This window comes from Moraxella oculi (assembly GCF_023336735.1).
Taxonomy (GTDB): Bacteria; Pseudomonadota; Gammaproteobacteria; order Pseudomonadales; family Moraxellaceae; genus Moraxella; species Moraxella oculi.
Window position 1 is genome coordinate 20,483 of record NZ_JAMBAQ010000002.1, and the last position, 18,140, is coordinate 38,622.

At 43.0% G+C, this 18,140-nt stretch carries 16 protein-coding genes; 3 read left to right on the plus strand and 13 right to left on the minus strand.

The annotated features are described in order from the left end of the window. Positions 1 to 26 precede the first annotated feature (26 nt). The 6 genes from M2R47_RS01295 to M2R47_RS01320 all read right to left on the minus strand — a co-directional run bounded on the left by M2R47_RS01295 (position 27) and on the right by M2R47_RS01320 (position 6,364). Complete coding sequence (locus M2R47_RS01295) at positions 27 to 1,292, minus strand: porin (protein ID WP_249097835.1); 1,266 nt, start codon at positions 1,290 to 1,292, stop codon at positions 27 to 29. Positions 1,293 to 1,313: 21 nt separating this feature from the next. Next, entirely contained in the window at positions 1,314 to 2,540 is a 1,227-nt protein-coding gene (locus tag M2R47_RS01300) for a porin family protein (protein ID WP_249097837.1), read from the minus strand. Positions 2,541 to 2,960: 420 nt separating this feature from the next. After that, entirely contained in the window at positions 2,961 to 4,076 is a 1,116-nt protein-coding gene (locus M2R47_RS01305; protein WP_249097839.1) for a 5-(carboxyamino)imidazole ribonucleotide synthase, read from the minus strand. 91 nt (positions 4,077 to 4,167) lie between these two features. Further along, positions 4,168 to 4,701, minus strand: coding sequence for a 5-(carboxyamino)imidazole ribonucleotide mutase (purE, locus tag M2R47_RS01310; protein WP_249097840.1), 534 nt, complete (start codon positions 4,699 to 4,701; stop codon positions 4,168 to 4,170). A 73-nt stretch (positions 4,702 to 4,774) separates the two neighbouring features. Next, entirely contained in the window at positions 4,775 to 5,701 is a 927-nt protein-coding gene (locus M2R47_RS01315) for a metallophosphoesterase (protein ID WP_249097844.1), read from the minus strand. A 54-nt stretch (positions 5,702 to 5,755) separates the two neighbouring features. Further along, positions 5,756 to 6,364: a rhomboid family intramembrane serine protease gene (locus M2R47_RS01320; protein ID WP_249097846.1), complete on the minus strand. Its 609-nt coding sequence runs from the start codon at positions 6,362 to 6,364 to the stop codon at positions 5,756 to 5,758. Between the two features lie 440 nt (positions 6,365 to 6,804). On the opposite strand from M2R47_RS01320, the gene M2R47_RS01325 reads away from it, so the two are divergent. After that, positions 6,805 to 8,409, plus strand: coding sequence for an OmpA family protein (locus tag M2R47_RS01325; protein WP_249097849.1), 1,605 nt, complete (start codon positions 6,805 to 6,807; stop codon positions 8,407 to 8,409). Positions 8,410 to 8,511: 102 nt separating this feature from the next. Beyond that, the gene (locus M2R47_RS01330; protein WP_249097850.1) at positions 8,512 to 9,234 is read left to right on the plus strand and encodes a pseudouridine synthase; all 723 of its coding nucleotides are present in this window, start codon (positions 8,512 to 8,514) and stop codon (positions 9,232 to 9,234) included. On the opposite strand, the gene M2R47_RS01335 is transcribed toward M2R47_RS01330, so the two are convergent. Beyond that, on the minus strand, positions 9,231 to 10,991 hold the full coding sequence (locus tag M2R47_RS01335; protein ID WP_249097852.1) for a M61 family metallopeptidase: 1,761 nt from the start codon (positions 10,989 to 10,991) through the stop codon (positions 9,231 to 9,233). The genes M2R47_RS01330 and M2R47_RS01335 overlap by 4 nt on opposite strands. A 204-nt stretch (positions 10,992 to 11,195) precedes the next feature. Between M2R47_RS01335 and M2R47_RS01340 the strand changes: the two genes are divergently transcribed. Next, the gene (locus tag M2R47_RS01340; protein WP_249097854.1) at positions 11,196 to 11,681 is read left to right on the plus strand and encodes an FKBP-type peptidyl-prolyl cis-trans isomerase; all 486 of its coding nucleotides are present in this window, start codon (positions 11,196 to 11,198) and stop codon (positions 11,679 to 11,681) included. A gap of 481 nt (positions 11,682 to 12,162) precedes the next feature. Here the strand turns inward: M2R47_RS01340 and nqrF are convergent, their stop codons facing one another. From nqrF to M2R47_RS01370, 6 genes are read right to left on the minus strand one after another with little or no spacing between them, the layout of a single operon-like run. After that, on the minus strand, positions 12,163 to 13,398 hold the full coding sequence (nqrF, locus tag M2R47_RS01345) for an NADH:ubiquinone reductase (Na(+)-transporting) subunit F (RefSeq protein WP_249097857.1): 1,236 nt from the start codon (positions 13,396 to 13,398) through the stop codon (positions 12,163 to 12,165). Positions 13,399 to 13,414: 16 nt separating this feature from the next. After that, positions 13,415 to 14,023 carry an NADH:ubiquinone reductase (Na(+)-transporting) subunit E gene (gene nqrE / locus M2R47_RS01350; RefSeq protein ID WP_249097859.1) on the minus strand — a complete coding sequence of 203 codons (609 nt, stop codon included), beginning with the start codon at positions 14,021 to 14,023 and terminating at the stop codon, positions 13,415 to 13,417. Continuing rightward, the gene (locus M2R47_RS01355; protein ID WP_249097860.1) at positions 14,023 to 14,682 is read right to left on the minus strand and encodes an NADH:ubiquinone reductase (Na(+)-transporting) subunit D; all 660 of its coding nucleotides are present in this window, start codon (positions 14,680 to 14,682) and stop codon (positions 14,023 to 14,025) included. Before M2R47_RS01355 ends, nqrE begins: the two co-directional genes overlap by 1 nt. Positions 14,683 to 14,684: 2 nt before the next feature. Continuing rightward, positions 14,685 to 15,494, minus strand: coding sequence for a Na(+)-translocating NADH-quinone reductase subunit C (locus tag M2R47_RS01360; protein ID WP_249097862.1), 810 nt, complete (start codon positions 15,492 to 15,494; stop codon positions 14,685 to 14,687). After that, on the minus strand, positions 15,478 to 16,707 hold the full coding sequence (locus tag M2R47_RS01365; RefSeq protein ID WP_249097864.1) for an NADH:ubiquinone reductase (Na(+)-transporting) subunit B: 1,230 nt from the start codon (positions 16,705 to 16,707) through the stop codon (positions 15,478 to 15,480). The genes M2R47_RS01360 and M2R47_RS01365 overlap by 17 nt, the downstream gene beginning before the upstream one ends. Positions 16,708 to 16,709: 2 nt before the next feature. Next, positions 16,710 to 18,059: a Na(+)-translocating NADH-quinone reductase subunit A gene (locus tag M2R47_RS01370; protein WP_249097867.1), complete on the minus strand. Its 1,350-nt coding sequence runs from the start codon at positions 18,057 to 18,059 to the stop codon at positions 16,710 to 16,712. Positions 18,060 to 18,140 lie beyond the last annotated feature (81 nt).

Here is an 18,140-nt window from a genome sequence, read left to right on the forward strand (position 1 = left end):
AACATCCATTAAGTGGCCGTATTGGTTTAGAAATTAAACACAACGCCAGCACGGATATTATCATCGCTGATTTTGCTGGTGTTGGTTGAGCCTAATTTAAATTTTGTTAATTCGGTGTCGTAGCGACCATAGATGCGAACATTTGGGCGAGCCATGTAGTCTAGCTGCACATAAGCTTCTTTGGTATTGGCTTTATCATACAGATATTTCTCTTCGGCATCGACATAGGAAAGTATTTGTAGTCCGCCTGTCTGCTGACCGATTGTATTTAAGGCATTGGCATCATTGCTTAGTGGTGTCGCACCTTTTTTCAGCTTAGTCTCTGCCTTTTTAGTGCCGTAGCCTGCACTGACTTGAAAGATTGGGTTGATGTCATAGGCGACTTTCACACCCAAATAATCAGTATCTCGCTTATCCAGTGGGGTAAACTTGCTTTCAGACATGGTTTCTTGTTTGCGACCAATATCAGTAGCTACCAAGAATTTGCCTGCTTGATACTCCAATGATGCTGCCAAACCGTCTGTCTTACTAGGATAGCGGTTTAGGGTGTTTTGATTGGCTTTCCAGGTATCTCCATCAATGCCAGTTTCAGGATTGTAATCACTGTGTGTGTATCCTGCCGCCACTCTTAGCGTTTGACCTTCTGCCACTGGGAAGCGATAGCTTGCTGATGCCCCATAGCCTGATTTTACAGCACCGTTGTTTTCTTTGGTAACATCATTATAGCCTGCAAGACTGTAATAAGCACTGGCTTGTAAGCCCTTGATGCCATAGTAATCAAAGCGTAAGGCACTGGTGCTAAAAATATCCAATGGGGTGTCTGTGCCTGTGCGATTGACATAGTTGGTGTGTAGATATTGACGACCTAGGCTGACAGCACCCACATTTTTTTTATCCAATGACAAGCTTGAATTGGACAAATAAAAATTACTGCCTCTGATATAGCCAAGACCGATATTTCCTGTTGCACGCCAGTCGTTTGGCAGTTCTTGTGAGCCACGGAAGTCAATATAAGATACGCCGTGATTTTGGCTTAGGCGAGGCTTTTTATCTGTGGTTGATAATTTGGTACCTGCTGGTTGTAATTCCGGATTTTTGACTATTTTGTTCATTGGGCTTTCAAGGGTGAATTGTCGGTCTTGCTTAGTGAGTTGAATATCAACTTGACCGCCAATATCTAAAGTCAAACCGTCTTTTTTGTATAGATTGTAAACAGCATGGGCATTGGTAGCTACGATGGCAGTACCAATCAATAGGGCGATTTTGGTTAGCTTAAAAGTTGGAGTGTTCATAAAAAATCCTTATTTAAAAAGTTAGAATGAGAATGATGCACCAGTACTGAAGGTCAAATGATTACGATTACTGAATTCGCCTTCATCGGTATAGTTCTTAGTTTTTAGATTAGTGATGGAGCCTGTTAATGAAATGCCTTGATACAGCTGATAGGATAGTTCCGCACTGTAACGATCTTTCTTAACTTCATGGAAGAACAATGCTTCTTGATTGCCCTGAGGCTCTAATCTTTTTGACGATACCAATCTTTGCACTGGAGCAGGTGATTTGTTATCTGTCTGACTGCGTCCATAGCTGATGCTTCCTTGTAGACGTGGTGTGAACTCATAATTGACTTTGATGCCATAGGTATCTTTATCAACACCATGTGTTACGGCACCATTGTAAGTTTCATTTCTTTTACCATAGTCTAAGCCGACCGTCAAATCGTTATGTTGAAAACTTACGCCAACCAAATACGCATTGGCTTTTTCAGAGGTGTTAAAATATGCAATTTGATCATGACCTTTGCTTTGGCTATAACCGCCTGCCAAGCTTAGGGTTTTGCGTGGAGCGAATTCAAAATCGTATTTGGCAGCGATACCATTGCTGTCATGCCAGCCTGTCTTCGTATTGTCATTGATGTCGGCAGACTGGCTAAACATATGATAAGCAGATAGCGTAAGGCGAGGTATGCCCATGTATCGACCGTTGATGTTTGTGCCGCCATCGGTTAGGGTATTTACGATGCCAATGTCAGTTTGGCTAACACCCAGACCATTGTTCTGACCACCGATGGTAATGCGACCTTTTTCACCGTAGGTGCCAAAGTCAAGCCATGCACCCCAGTAAGCACCCCAGTTATTGACATAACCTTCACCAGCTTCTATGACAACAGAGGCGTTGGCAGTCATTTTTGGCGTGATTCTTTGCTTGGCACTGACTCCCAGCATTGTCCAGTTAACACCATCAAGTCTGAGTTGTTCATCGCTGTCTTTACGATCTTGATTCATCAGTACATCAGCGAGGGTGCCATTGTTACCAAAGATTTTTGGATCGCCATAAGTATAATTAAACTTATCATATTCTGTGGTTAATCTTGGATTGGCACTGCCATGTATGCTTAAATTCAGGCCGTTTTTAACTGCAGGTATCTCAAAGGTTGCTGCCGATGCGGTCGTCGCCAACATCATTGTTAGTATTGATAACGACAGTGCCTGGCATGACTGCCTTTTAGGTAGGCGTTTGGTAGGGGTTAGCTTATTCATGAAAAACGGGTTCTCCTTAACATTGGATTCGACCCAGCCAATCCATTCATCGTATTGTACTAAAAACAAACAAATGGCTTACTAGGACTTAGCTGGCTATTGATGTCATGTTTATAACATATATAACTAAATTTTATCATATGTAAAAAAATGATACAAAAATTTAGTCTTAGTAGAATAATAGCAATGTTTGTTATTGTCAAGTATGTCATATGTATTTTATTGAAATTATTTTTTGTTAAGGTTATCTTGTTTCAATGCGTGTCTTTATGGTGGAACCTTTTTGAAAAAATGGGCTGCTGTCTTAAATATGATGACTAATCACCCATTTTTTTTGGTGCTTGATGTGTCTGATTGAAGATGGGGTAAAAAAGCCACAAAAGTTTGCTGAACTTTTGTGGTAAAAATGTGATTAGAGGTTTATAAACCCAATCTGTTTGGCAGGCACTCAATCGCTTGATTAACGGTATCATTGAGCAATTCATCACCTGTCATGATGGTGATATGCCCAATCTTTCTTCCTGCTCTTTCTTCTTTGTGGTAATGATGAAAATGCACGCCAGAAATGGCAAGGAGTTGGCTGGGGTCTGGAAATTGACCAATGATGTTGATCATGACAGATGGCTGTGTGATGTTGGTGCTACCTAGTGGTAATCCCGCCACTGCTCGAATATGATTCTCAAATTGACTACACACCGCCCCTTCAATTGTCCAGTGTCCAGAATTATGCACTCTGGGTGCGATTTCATTAGCGATCAAACCTGCGTCAGTGACGAATAATTCTAAGGTCATCACGCCAACATAATCTAAATGCTCTAAGAGCTTTTTGATGTTTTGTTGGGCTTGCCAAGTTAGGTGGTCGCTGTTTGGTGCAGGAGCGACTGTCTTGACCAGTATGCCATTGCTGTGTGTATTTTCAACCAAAGGATAGTAGCGAATTTCACCTGTTTGCGATCGCACGGCGATGATTGAAACTTCTCGACTAAAATCAATAAAACCTTCGGCAATCAATGGGGCGATTTTCGTTGCTTCACCAAGTTCATCCCATGCAGTAATGATGTCATCAATCATCCTAATGACGAATTGACCTTTGCCATCATAGCCACCACGAGAAGTCTTTAAGACGAGTGGTAAGCCGAGCTGTTGGCAGGCGTGTCTAAGTCCGTCCAAGTCATTAACTGACAAAAATGGCACGGTGGTGATACCAAGCTCATTGAATAGATTTTTTTCGTTCAATCGGTCTTGGGCGATGAGTAATGCGTGCGAAGATGGAAATAGTTTGTGGTTTTTCTCAATATGATTGGCATGTTCAAGCGGTGTGTTTTCAAATTCTAGTGTGAATGTGTCGCACATGCTCTCAAAACGATCGGATTGAGTGCTTGTAAATACTTGACCTATCAAGCTGGCAGGACAGTTTGGTGAGTCTTCTAAAAAGACGGTCATAATGCCAAGGGGGCGGGCGGCATTGCCAAGCATTAAGCCTAATTGCCCACCACCAAAAATACCAATAGTACGAACAGGAGCAAGTGTGGTCATAAGAAAGTTCTTTTAAGTGATTGAAAGTTAAGGGTTGTGATTGTTGGCAAATGACGAAATTGCAATAAATCTCACTCTTTTAGAAGGTGATTTAGTCAATGATGCCAGGCGTTGGATTTTTTAAGATGTTTTGGGTTTGCTTCATGCGAAATGCGGCGATTTTTTCTGCCAGTTCGTCATCACAGATGGCGAGCATCTGTGCTGATAGTAGCCCAGCATTGTATGCACCTGCCACACCAATAGCGAGCGTACCTACGGCGACACCCTTTGGCATTTGTACGATGGATAATAGGCTATCCCAACCACTAAGCATGGAGGATTTGACAGGCACACCAAGCACTGGCAAATCAGTTTGGCTGGCACACATGCCTGGCAAATGAGCAGCACCACCCGCCCCTGCAATAATGACAGACAGGCCGCGTGATTTGGCGGACTTTGCGTAGTCAAACAATCGGTCGGGTGTGCGATGTGCCGACACAACTTCACATTCAAAAGGTATGCCAAAATCAGCCAGAACTTGTGCAGCGTGCTGCATGGTTTCCCAGTCGGATTGACTGCCCATGATGATGCCGACTTTGGCTGGGCCTTCTGGTGATGGAATTGGGGGTGGTAAAGTGCTTGACATGATTTTATCCTATTAAAACTTAGTATTATAGCAAATTTTGGTTAAGAATTTTAGTATTTTTATGGATTGAGTATCACGAGCTTAAATACTGTGCAAAATTTTTTTGGTTTAGCTGTGGATTGTCAGTATCAAATTGATAGGCGGTCAAATGACCATCTTTACCTACTGAATAATCAACGCAGACGACTTGCCTTGACAGTGGTGTTGGCGTGCCATCTAGCCAGTAATGACCAATGAATATGGGCTTTTTGGTATCAATGTGATGCGTTAGCAGTTCTTTGGTGAGGTCTGTTGGGAGTTTTGATGGTAATCCATCGGCAAGTAATGTCTGGTTGATGGGTAGGTTTTGCCAATTTTTCATCCACCATTTGACTCGTGCTTTATTGCGTATGATGCCTGTTTTATCCCTCATGGCATGCCCATGGGGCAGGGGGTATTCAATGCCTTTGAGTAGGCATTCGATGGCATGTTGTACTTTAGGGTCTTTTTCGGTCAGAAGGCGTATGGCGTCTTTGGTAAGTCTTTGGTTGGTTAAGATGGGTTTTAGGGTGTCCATGCTGTTTTTATCGTAGCAGGCGTGGACACAGATGCAGTCATGCAATTCAAGCCAAAGCGGCAGTTCACAAAAACGCTCAATCCAGTATTGATGCAGTGCTGTACCATCACCAACTTCATCAAGAAAGGCTCTGTGAGTGAAAAGATTTTTTTGGGTATGCGGTCTAAGATGCTTGCCATCATCACACAACAAAGTGTGGCCGATGGCATTGTACTCATGATTGCCCATCACGGCAAGTGCTTGATGGTTATCCAGCATGTCAAAAATGATGGCTAAGGCAGATAACTGCTGATGACCTCTGTCAATAAAATCACCGATAAAAATTGCTTGGTGATTTTTTGGGGCGATAAAGCTTGTGCCATCATGACGATAGCCAAGTTGAATCAATAGTCCTTTAAGCTTGTCCGCCTGTCCGTGAATGTCGCCAATAATGTCATAAATCATGATGATGGTTAAAAGTTGGTCAAAAATAAGTCAGGTCTTTAAAATGGCTGGGTATCAAAATCTTGGATGAAGTAAGGCATTGGCGAAATGCAAAATTAAAGAAGGTTCAATGGCAAGTGTTACCACAACACCAAAAGCCGCACCAAACAGATGTGCTGAGTGATTGGTGTTGCCTACTCCTCGGCGTTCGGCATAAATGCTATAAGTGACATACAATAAAGCAAAGAGGATGGCAGGGATTGGTAGGATACCGAAGAAATACAGTGTCTGCCACGGTGCAAATAAAATAAAAGCAAACAACACCGCCGACACTGCACCAGAAGCACCAAGGCTAAGATGGCGTGCATGATGCTTGTTTTGTAAGTATGTTGGAATGATGGCAAAGATGATGGCAAGAACATAAAAGCCAACGAAGCCCATTAAGCCAAACTTACTGATATAGAAGTTTTCAATCACTCGCCCAAAAAAATAGAGCGTCATCATATTAAAAAGCAAGTGCATGCCATCAGCATGGATAAAGCCGTGTGTGATGAAACGGTGGTATTGTTTGAATTTAGTGATGGAGATAGGATCGAAAATTAATCTTCCCATCAGTGAACGATCTTGCCATGCCAACAAGCTTATGATGACGGTAATGATGATAAGGACTGTGGTGTGATTCATGGTTAGCATAGGTTTTTTATGATGTATTAATGTATGTGCAAGACAGGTGCATCTATCTGTATCATTACAATGATGAATGTGTTCTGACTTAATCGAATCAGTACAATCAGCCATTTTTAAAGATATGAATTTAAGTATAACAGGTAAACCGCATTTGGCAAATGACAATCGTATGACAGCGATTAAAAAAACACTTGATTGGTAATAAAGAAATAAAAAGAGTCGCTAAAAATCTTCATGGAATACTTGAAAATTACACGAATGTCTTGAAAAGAGTTGGTTTTATGGGGTGATTGGTAATTATTTTGTTAATTATTGTAGTAAAGCCTTTTATATTTTAGAAAAATCAGTCAAAATAGCGACAAGTTCCAAACACATTAAATGCTTCAATGCGGATATTGTGCAGAATTTATTTTAATTTCAACAAATAGGAGTTTTCCATGAATTTGGTTAATATTTTATCTGAATCAGTAACCCCTCATGTGCTTGCTGCTACAACAACTCATGATGGCGATGCCACCGTCAAATCAAAATTACTTTCAGCGTTTTATGCGATTTTTGCATCTCGTTTGACTGACATCAACAGCTTCGAGCGTGTTTCTGCACTGCAATCGACAGATCTGGACAATGGTCGTAACATTCTTGATGCGGCATTTAATGATGCAAATACTCTCAATCAAACCGCACAGCTTAATGATCAGCTCGCCAAGGAATTCAATCTGTCTAGCACAACTGCCAGTGCTCTGACTGCTGCTGCAGCACCGCTGGCATTGACCAAGCTTAAAGAGCTTGCTGGCGATACCTCTTTGCCAGTTTTTTTAAAGAACAGTTTGTCATCGTTTAGTGCACTTGTGCCATCATGGGCTTATGCACTATTGCCAGTAGGTCTATTTGGTGCCTCAACCATTGCAAACCCTGTATCAGCCGCTGCTGACCCAATGGCGACCCATGTTACTGCCACGCCGACCGATACTGGCGTCTTGCATAAAGAGAAAAAAGAAGGTAGTTTCTTAAAGAGCCTGTTGCCAATCATCGGTCTCATCATTTTGGCTGGCTTGGCATGGTTAATGCTTCGTAGCTGTCAAGATAAGCCAGCACCAGTTGCTGCACCAAATGAGCCAGTGACTGACGCACCAGCTACTGTTGCCGCTGAAGCAACGCCTGCAACTTTGACCATTGCTGTTGATGAGACTGGTGAAGCTTTGTACTCATGCCGTGCTGAGGCAGGTTCTGAAGGCGTACTTGGCTCTATCCGCACTGCGATTGCTGGTGTCTTTGGTACGGACAAGTGTTCCATGCAGACCACATCAGGCTATGCTCAGACCATGCCAGCAGTGGAGTACCTGCCTGCAATTTTGGGCTTGATGAAAGGCGTGCCAAGTTCTAGCGTGAGCATTGCAGATAAGGTGGTGTATTTTAATGCCGCTAACGAGGCTGATATCCACAAATTGATTGATGGTGCCAAAGCCATACTGCCAGCTGATTTCACCGTAGAAGCAGAGCCAGCACTAGACATCGCTGCTGCTGTGGAAGGTAGCATCAATTCAGCCAAAGAAGCCATCAATAGTCTAAATGATCAGCCAACTGCTGATGACTTAATTCGTGCGTTGAACTTACAAATCATCAACTTTGCTGTCGACTCGGCAGAGATTCCTAATGAAAATAAAGAAATTCTTGACTTGGCTGCCAAAAAGCTGATTGCCTTGCCAAAAACAACTTTAAAAATCATCGGTCATACCGACAACCAAGCATCGCATGAGTATAACAAAGAGTTATCAGAAAAGCGTGCTGCCGCTGTTCGTGATTATCTGGTGGAGTCGGGTGTGCCTGCGGATCGTCTGAGCACTGAAGGTGCCAGTTATGACCACCCAATCGCTTCAAATGCTACCGAGCAAGGGCGTTTTCAAAATCGTCGTATCGAGTTTACGATATCTCGAGAAGGTGAGCAATTGGCAGCCATTGGTAATGCACCAACGAGCAAGGCGACTGAAGTTGAATCCGCACAGTCAGAGACTGCCCAGCCACAGACCACTGAAAATAAATGATGTGATTCACGCCTAACGAATGTGTTTAAGTTTGGCTTTAAAAATCAGATGATGGTAAACTGTCATCTGATTTTTTTATTAACACTGAATTTGATGGTAAAAATGGCGAAAATAGTTTTGTTTAATAAGCCTTATGGCGTGCATAGCCAATTCCGTAAAGACCATGACGGCATGCAGACTTTGGGGGATTTTTTTCATGATAAAAGTCTGCGTGTGGCAGGAAGGTTGGACAAGGACAGCGAAGGGCTGCTCATATTGACAGACAGTGGGGCGGTGAATCACGCCATCACTACTCCGCCAGCTGACCACCTTTCTAAAAAAACTGGCAAAACCTATTTGGTGCAAGTTGAAAATGTGCCTAACGAATCACAAATTCAAGCATTAGAGCGTGGCATTGTCTTAAAAGATGGTAAGACGCTGCCTTGTCATGTTCAGCCATTAACAGATCTGCCCATCAAGCTTTGGGAGAGACATCCGCCGATTCGTGAACGCAGAAACATTCCGACAGCATGGCTTGCCATGACCATTTTTGAAGGTAAAAATCGTCAAATAAGGCGTATGGTTGCCCATGTTGGTTTGCCATGCTTAAGGTTGATCAGATATCAAGTTGGTTGGTGGACTTTGGGTGATTTGGGTGGGCAGCTTGCTGTGGGTGAACATCAAGTGCTGCATTTACAGGAGTATGACCTACTAAAGTTGGGGATTTTAACAACGCCTAGCAAAAAATCTCTTGCTAAGCGTCCTGCTAAAAATGGTGTGATGCGTCAGAAAGCGACGGATATTGTCTCTAAAAAACCATCTCGCTCATTAAGTACATCATGCTAACTAAGCCAACGATCAGCACCGCCACTTAAAGAGATTTGTCGATGACAAAGTGATCCTTGAGCCACTTCAAAAACCATCAATTCATCACGGCGAAACGCATGAATGATGATGCTGTTTTTGTGTTGTGCTTGCTGATTTGAAGCGATTTGTAGTACTTTTTGGGTGGCTTTTATGCCATCAATCGCAATGATGATGTCATTGACAGACAATCCTGCCTGGCTTGCACTGCCCATTCGTGATAGATGCTTGATTTTCAGACCGCTTGCCATTTCTTCGGCAGTCATGCCCCATGTTGCTCGATTTTCTTTGGTGTCAATCTTAACAGAAAATTCACTGAGCATCTGCTCAATCGGTAGAGGTGTGCGACCAATCACATGATTGTCAAAAAATTCTTGCCAAACTGATGCTTGAAGGAATTGACTGACCACTTCCGCCAAGTTTTCATGCGTCATGCCAAATCTTTTATTTTGACTGTCAAACGCCTTTTGACAAAATACCTTGATGATGTCAAACAATCGATGCTTTCCATCAGAATATTGTATTATTTTAAGGTCAAGTAACAAAGCGATTAAGGCCCCCTTATTGTAGTAGCTTGCCCCTTGATTGGTGTAATTCTCATCAGCACGATATAACTTAATCCATGCGTCAAAGCTTGATTCGGCAACGCTCTGTAAGTCTCGACCTTCCATCTTATAGTAGCGATTGATTTGTGTGGCCAATGCTTTTAGATAGGTGCTTTTGTCAATCAATCCTGCACGCAACAGCATGAATTCATCAACATAGCTTGTAAAGCCTTCAAATACCCATAATAAAGGAGTTGGTGCTTCGGTTTGTAAGGTCGAATCCATCATCACATCAGGACGCACGGTTTTGACCCACCAGGCGTGGAAATATTCATGGCTACATAGGCTTAAATAACGCTGATAATCATCACTTGGGGCAGATGGCTCCAAGATGGTTGGCAGATCATTGCGTGGACTGATGAGGGCAGTAGAATTGATGTGTTCAAGACCGCCATAATCATTGCCTGTTACCATTGTCATGAAAGTATAGTCATCAAATGGTGCTTCGCCAAGCTCGTCTAAATAGGCTTGACAGATTTTTTGGACATCTGTTTTTAGGCGTTTAAGATCGGCTTGGTGCTTACCTGTGATGAAAAATCGATGGGGCAAAACCTGACCATGGCGATCGATTACCTCAAAGTCAAACATGACTTGTGTTGAAATCTCAAAAGGATAATCATAGCTTTCAAAAGCGGCAATTGTTTCTAGATGATACTGTGTTGATAGTTGCGTTTGGGTCATGGTGTGTTTTAGACCACAAGCAAAAAGAGTGTTTGGATTGTTTTGAAAAAAGGCTTGAGGTACGCTAAGTGTGATGTTAGCTTCTGCCTGTTCTTGGCTTTCTACCATCAAAAGCAGTGAGCTAAAGTTGCCAAACAGTCGAGTATTGTCCACAAAAGCGGTGCGTATTGACAGGTCATGACAGTACACTTCATAATGCACACTGACTGACTCTCCAGCTTTGATTTGAGTGAGTTCGTAGGTGTTTTTTGATAATTTTATCGCATCGAGCGGTTCATTATTTTTTAGGTATTGTACGAGAGTGATGTTTTTGCTGAATTCACGAATCAGATAGCTGCCAGCAATCCAAGTTGGTAGCCATAATGTCGGTGCGTCTTTATTGGCAATAAAATTAATTGTAACATCAACCAAATGTGTGTGATGACGGCGAAAATCAACCAAGTAATTCAGCATGTTTAGACTTCCTTAAATATCAAAAAAAAGATTAGCATAGCATTTATAAAGCTTTGTGAAAAGTACCTTATCATAAAACACAACAATCCAATGGAATAATAGGTTTTTTGTAATTTTCACGCAAGTAAGAGTAAAGTCTGTTATAATGGATTCTAAGCTCATCGTTTTACGGTAGCAAAATTCACTTTTTATAGGAAAAATTTTATGACAGCCATCGCAAAAGACACTGTGGTTCAGTTTAATTATACATTAACCAATGACCAAGGCGAGACATTGGATCAATCTCGTGGAGAGCCATTGGCTTATCTACATGGTCATCATAACATCATTCCAGGTCTTGAAGCTCAAATGGAAGGTAAGGTTGCTGGCGATAAATTCATCGCAAACATTGCACCAGCAGATGCTTATGGGGAGTATCTTGCAGAAGCTGTTCAGTCTGTACCACGCACTAATTTTCAGGGTGTGGATAATATTGAAGTTGGCATGCAGTTTCAATCTCAGACCGATGATGGTCATGTCATGCTGGTTACTGTCAAAGATGTGAATGATGAGGAAGTTGTGGTTGATGGCAACCACCCACTGGCAGGTCAGGCCCTAACCTTTGATGTGGAAATTGTCGAAGTTCGTGAAGCAACCGCCGATGAAATCGCACATGGCCATGCTCATGGTGCAGGTGGTCATCATCACTGATTTGTCTGATGCTTAAAAAACACCTATCAATGAACCGCACCCCAAAGGTTAACCCCAACCCTTGGGGTGTTTTTCATGGAAAACCATACAGAATGCTTTAACTTCAATCATAAGATGACAAAGCTTGTCAATCAAATGCCATCTGCACACAATGCAGATGGTGTTAAAAAATAAAGGTGAAGCAGATGGGGTGGTTGATCATGTGCTATTTTAATATGATTTTCAAGTGGGAGAAGCCAATTAATAATAAACAATGGACATGACTGGATCTGAAATGAGTGATTGACTGTGTTTGATTGCCCTGTGATTATGATGAAATGCAGAGTAAGCCAAAAGGACAAATTAAAAAGGACTAAGTCTTGTCAAGTTCAAAGAACAGTACAAGAAACTTAGTCCTTAATAAAACCACTTAGTTTGATGAACCTGGCCTTTAATCTGTTATTTGGGATTTGGGAGGTTCATATTTTGGGTGGATTTTGTGTTAGCCACCAAAATCATCAAGCAAGATATTTTCATCTTCCACACCCAAATCTTTGAGCATCTTGATGACAGCGGCATTCATGACCGGAGGTCCACACATGTAGAATTCACAATCTTCTGGTGCAGGATGGTCTTTTAGGTAGTTTTCATAAAGCACATTGTGAATGAATCCTGTATAGCCTTCCCAGTTATCTTCTGGTTGTGGGTCTGATAGGGCAACATTCCAAGAGAAATTAGGGAATTCTGCTGCCAGACTGTCATAGTCTTCGACATAGAACATTTCTCTTTTTGAGCGTGCTCCATACCAAAAGCTGATTTTACGGTCTGATTTCAGACGCTTCAACTGATCAAAGATGTGGGAGCGCATGGGTGCCATACCAGCACCACCGCCAATGAATACCATTTCAGCCTTGGTATCTTTAGCAAAAAATTCGCCATAAGGACCAGAAACGGTAATCTTATCACCTGGTTTTAGGCTAAATACATAAGACGACATTTTTCCTGGTGGGATATTGTCAGGACCACGAGGTGGTGGACTGGCGATACGAATGTTAAACTTAATGATGCCTTTTTCTTCTGGGTAGTTTGCCATAGAATAGGCACGAATCACAGGCTCATCTACAGTAGAAGTGTAACGCCATAAATTAAAATTATCCCAATCCTCATGATATTCTTTATCAATATCAAAATCTTTATAATGCACAGTATGTGGCGGAGCTTCTAATTGTACATAGCCACCAGCACGGAAAGGCACGACTTCGCCCTCTGGGATTTTGAGGGTGAGTTCTTTAATGAAAGTTGCCACATTGTCGTTAGAGATGACCTCGCATTCCCATTTTTTGACATCAAAGAATTCTGGATCGACCTCAATCTTCATGTCTTGTTTAACAGCAACTTGACACGCCAAACGCATGCCTTCACGGATTTCACCTTGGGTAAAATGACCTTCTTCGGTGGGTAGGATAGAACCACCACCTTCAAGTACTTTACAGCGGCATTGACCACAGGTACCACCCCCACCACATGCTGATGATAGGAATATGCCTTCATTTGCCAAAGTTTGTAGTAGTTTGCCACCTGCAGCAGTAACGACATTATTGTCAGGGTTTTCGTTAATATTGATGGTGACTTTGCCCGAGCTCACAAGACGAGAGCGAGCTATCAGGATGACTGCCACCAAGCTCATGATGATGGCGGTAAACATTGCCACGCCGCTAAATGCGGTACCAAATTCCATTCTGTTCTCCTATTGGTTAAATTGACATACCGCCGAATGACATGAAGCCAAGCGACATCAGACCAACGGTAACAAAGGTAATGCCAAGACCACGCAAGGGTGCAGGAACATCGGAGTATTTTAGTTTCTCACGAATGCCTGCAAGTGCAGTGATTGCCAATGCCCAGCCAATCCCAGAGCCGATACCATACACGATGGATTCGCCAAAATTATAATCGCGTTCGACCATGAACAAGACACCGCCCATGATGGCACAGTTAACGGTGATGAGTGGTAAGAATACGCCTAATGCGTTGTATAAAGAAGGCACGAACTTATCTAAAAACATCTCCAAAATCTGTACCACTGCTGCGATGAGGGCGATGTAGGATAACAATCCCAAAAAGCTCAAATCAGTATTTGGGAAACCTGCCCATGTTAATGCCCCATCTTTTAAGAGATATTGATAAAGCAGATTGTTTAAAGGTACAGTGATTGCCATGACCGCCACCACAGCCACTCCTAAGCCAATGGCGGTAGAGACTTTTTTAGATACGGCGATGAAAGTACACATTCCCAAGAAAAAGGCAAGTGCCATATTTTCGATGAATATCGATGTGATGAGTAAACTGATATAGTGTTCCATTAATGCATTCCTCCTTTCGAATTTGGCTTGATGACAAATTCAGCAGGCTCTTGTTGATCCTTTTTCCATAGGCGGATGATGGCGATGAACAACGCAATCACGAAAAACGACGATGGCGGTAACAATAACAGACCATTTGGTACATACCAGCCACCATCGGTAGCTTTTTCAAGTAATTGGATACCAAACCAGCTGCCATTACCGATGATTTCGCGTATGCTTGACACAAAAATCAATACTGCTGAATATCCCAAGCCGTTACCAATACCATCTAAGAAGCTGGGTACGGGAGGATTACTCATGGCAAATGCTTCGGCTCGGCCCATGACAATACAGTTGGTGATAATCAGACCAACGAACACTGATAGCGAGCGACTGATTTCGTAGGCAAAAGCTTGCAAAATCTGATCCACCACAATTACAAGGCTGGCAATGATTACCATCTGTACAATGATGCGAATTGATGATGGGATTTTGTTACGAATGATGGAGATGAAAAAGCTTGAAAATGCTGTTACCAAAGTTAGGGCGATTGACATCACTAGGGCGTTGGCAACACTTGTTGTTACCGCCAATGCCGAACAAATGCCTAAAATCTGTAAAGCAATGGGGTTGTTATTAAAAATTGGCGTACTTAATATTTTTTTGGTATCAGCCATGATTACACTCCTTCACCATTGCCAGCCTTGCCAGCTTTTAGATTTTCAAGGAATGGCTTGTAGCCATTATCGCCCATCCAAAATTGTAGCAGATTATTCACGCCACGAATGGTTAGGGTGGCACCACTGATGCCATCAACTTCACCTTCTCGGGCAGTACCTGCCTTGGTAACTGCTATTTTAGTGGACCCGTCTTCATTGTAGATTTTTTTGCCTGTCCATCGAGCCTGCCATTGAGGTTCTTCAATACGAGAGCCTAGCCCTGGTGTTTCTTTGTGTTGATAGAAATTCACACCTTTGATGGTATTTAAGTCTTTATCCAATGTTAAAAGACCAAAGATTGGTCCCCATAGACCAGCACCATGAATTGGTAAAACGACTTGGTCTAAGTTACCATTGGCATCTTTGGAAAGATAAATTTTAGCAAAATTTGGACGACCACCAATCTTAGCAATGTCGTGATCCAAACGGGTTGACATGTTTGGTGTGCGTGCCGCTTTGGCAACATCATAGCTATCCAAGTCATTGATGTTGGCCGCATCAATTTCTGCTTGGGTGGCAAATTTACCTGTTTGTAGGTTGATCAAGCGCACTTCAAAGTCGGCAAATCTTTTCGCCACATCACTGTCTGAATCGGTCTGTGGATTGAACTTATCCGCCGCAATAAGAATGTTTTTATTCAAATCAAGCTTTCGGTTGGCTTGCTGTTGTGATTTTAAACCAACTGCGACCGCTGATACCATGACTGAGCAAACCAAGCACAAAATGAGTGCGGTGGCTAAAGTCGTTGCGTTACTATTTTTGGCTGACATGGGCTAATCTCCGTGCATTTTGGCGTTTGATGTTGGCCTGTTTGACAAAATAGTCAAATGTGGGGGCGAACAAGTTGGCAAATAAGATGGCCAACATGATGCCTTCTGGGAAAGCAGGATTTATTACGCGAACAGTCACTGTCATAAAGCCAATTAACAAACCATAGCACCAGCGACCTGTATTGGTATGGGCTGCTGATACTGGGTCTGTCGCCATGAATACCGCCCCAAATAGGAAGCCGCCGATGACCAGATGCCAATGTGGTGCCAGACTCATCATTGGATTGTTGCTGTCAATCATGTTAAAGATGAATGCGGTTGCTACCAGACCAATCACGGCACCTGCAATCACACGCCAGCTGGCAATCTTGGTGTAAACCAATACCGCACCACCGATTAAGATGGCCAAAGCAGAGACTTCACCGATGGACCCTTGCATATTACCCAAGAACGCATCTGTCCAAGTAATGGCTTGACCATAAGCATTGACAAACTGTTCAGGAGCAACGCCTGAGGCAGCTTGACCTAATGGGGTAGCACCAGAGAAACCGTCAACTGCTGTCCATACTGCATCTCCTGACATAGAGGCAGGATAGGCGAAGTATAAGAAAGCACGACCAGCCAATGCAGGATTTAGGAAGTTTTTACCAGTACCGCCAAACACTTCTTTGGCTACGACAACGCCAAAGCTGATGCCTAAAGCGACTTGCCAAAGCGGCGTATCTGGTGGCAGTGAAAGAGCAAATAGCACGGAGGTAACAAAGAAGCCTTCATTCACTTCATGTCCACGCACCACCGCAAAGATGATCTCCCATAAAATGCCCACAGCAAAAGTGACTGCATAAATCGGTAAAAATTGCATCGCACCATAAACCAAGCATGCCCAAATACTGGTGGGATCATAACCTGCCGCATTGGTGATGACGGTACGCCAACCTTCTGGCGTGATGCCTGATTGTGCAATAAAAGTCAGTGCTTGAAAACCGACATTATACATGCCCCAAAACATTGCAGGGAAAGTACACAACCACACAGTGATCATGATGCGTTTTAAGTCAATTCCATCACGAACATGAGATGCACTATAAGTTTGAGAGCTTGGCTGACGGAAAAAAGTGTCAAACATCTCAAAGATTGCATAGTATTTCTCGTATTTTCCGCCCTTGGTAAAGGACGGCTCCATACGGTCAAAGATATTATGAATAAATTTCATCGTTAGCCTTCCTGCTCAATACGGGTCAAGTTGTCACGCAAAATATCACCAAATTCATATTTGCCAGGTGAGATGAAAGTGCAAAGTGCCAAATCTTCCTCATCCAGTTCAAGTGCGCCTAACTCAACCGCCTCAACGATATCGCCCACAATGAGTGAACGCAGTAGCTGTGTTGGTAGGTAGTCTTGTGGCATGATTTTTTCAAATGAGCCAATTGGCACCATTGCACGAGGCGAGCCATTGGTTGAGGTGGTGAAGTTGTATTTTTTGCGGAAAAATTGTGAGATGTAAATCGGTAAAAACGAAAAGCGATTTGCACCCAATGAAAAAAAGTGCATGGCAGGGCGTTCACGACCTTCGGCAAGCACTGAAACTTGGTTGTGAAAGCGACCCAAATAAGCAATTTTTTCATCTGCTTTACGACCTGACAACACCGACCCAGAAATGATGCGATTGTCATTACCTTTAAGTTCGCCTGTTGTCAATTCATATAAATCAGCACCACGAATTGTGCGTATCAGTCGTGGATTGGCAACGGAAGGCCCTGCCAGGCTGATGATGCGTTCAGCATAAATTCTGCCTGTAGTGAACAACTTGCCAATGGCGATGACATCTTGATAGCCAATTGTCCAAACTGTTGTGCCACGAGCCAATGGGTGTAGGAAGTGAATGTGAGTGCCTGCGTTGCCTGCTGGGTGCTTGCCCTTAAAGCCGTGATATTCAGTGCTGTTGCCTGATGCCAAATTGGTTGCTTTAGTAGGTGCTGTCTCCCCATGGCAGACATAGGTTTTTGGCGACAGTGTTGAGATGATTGCCAAACCATCATTGAATGCGTCAATGTGGCTGTTGATGATGTCAGATGCGTCAGCACTCAGTGGATTGGTGTCGGTTGCTGTCACAAAAATGGCGGAAGGGGTGCTGTCAATCTCTGGAGTGCGACTGAATGGACGGGTGCGAAATGCTGTCCATTCCCCAGAGGCAACCAGTTGTTGTTTTACGACATCACGATCGATTTCTGCCAAATCCTTAGGTGAGTAAGCATCAAAAGTTACTTCATTGTCAGACCGATGATCGGCAGCGATGATGATGCTTTCAAAAACACGGCGTTCACCACGATTGATGGCGACGATTTGACCGCTGACAGGGGCAGTGTATTTAACACCCGCACGCTTTTTATCCTCAAACAACACTTGCCCTTTGGCGACAAAGTCACCTTCCTTGACACTCATGGTCGGACGCATGCCGATATAGTCATAACCGATGACGGCGACCTGAGTTGGCGTGTGTTCGCTAATCTGTTTGGTAGGTTCACCAGTAATTGGCAAATCCAAGCCTTTTTTGATGGTAATCATAAGCGGATACTTAAATTAAGACCAAAACACGCCAGCACGAGCAAGCCTAAACAAATCGTGGCTACCGCAAGCGGCTGGCTA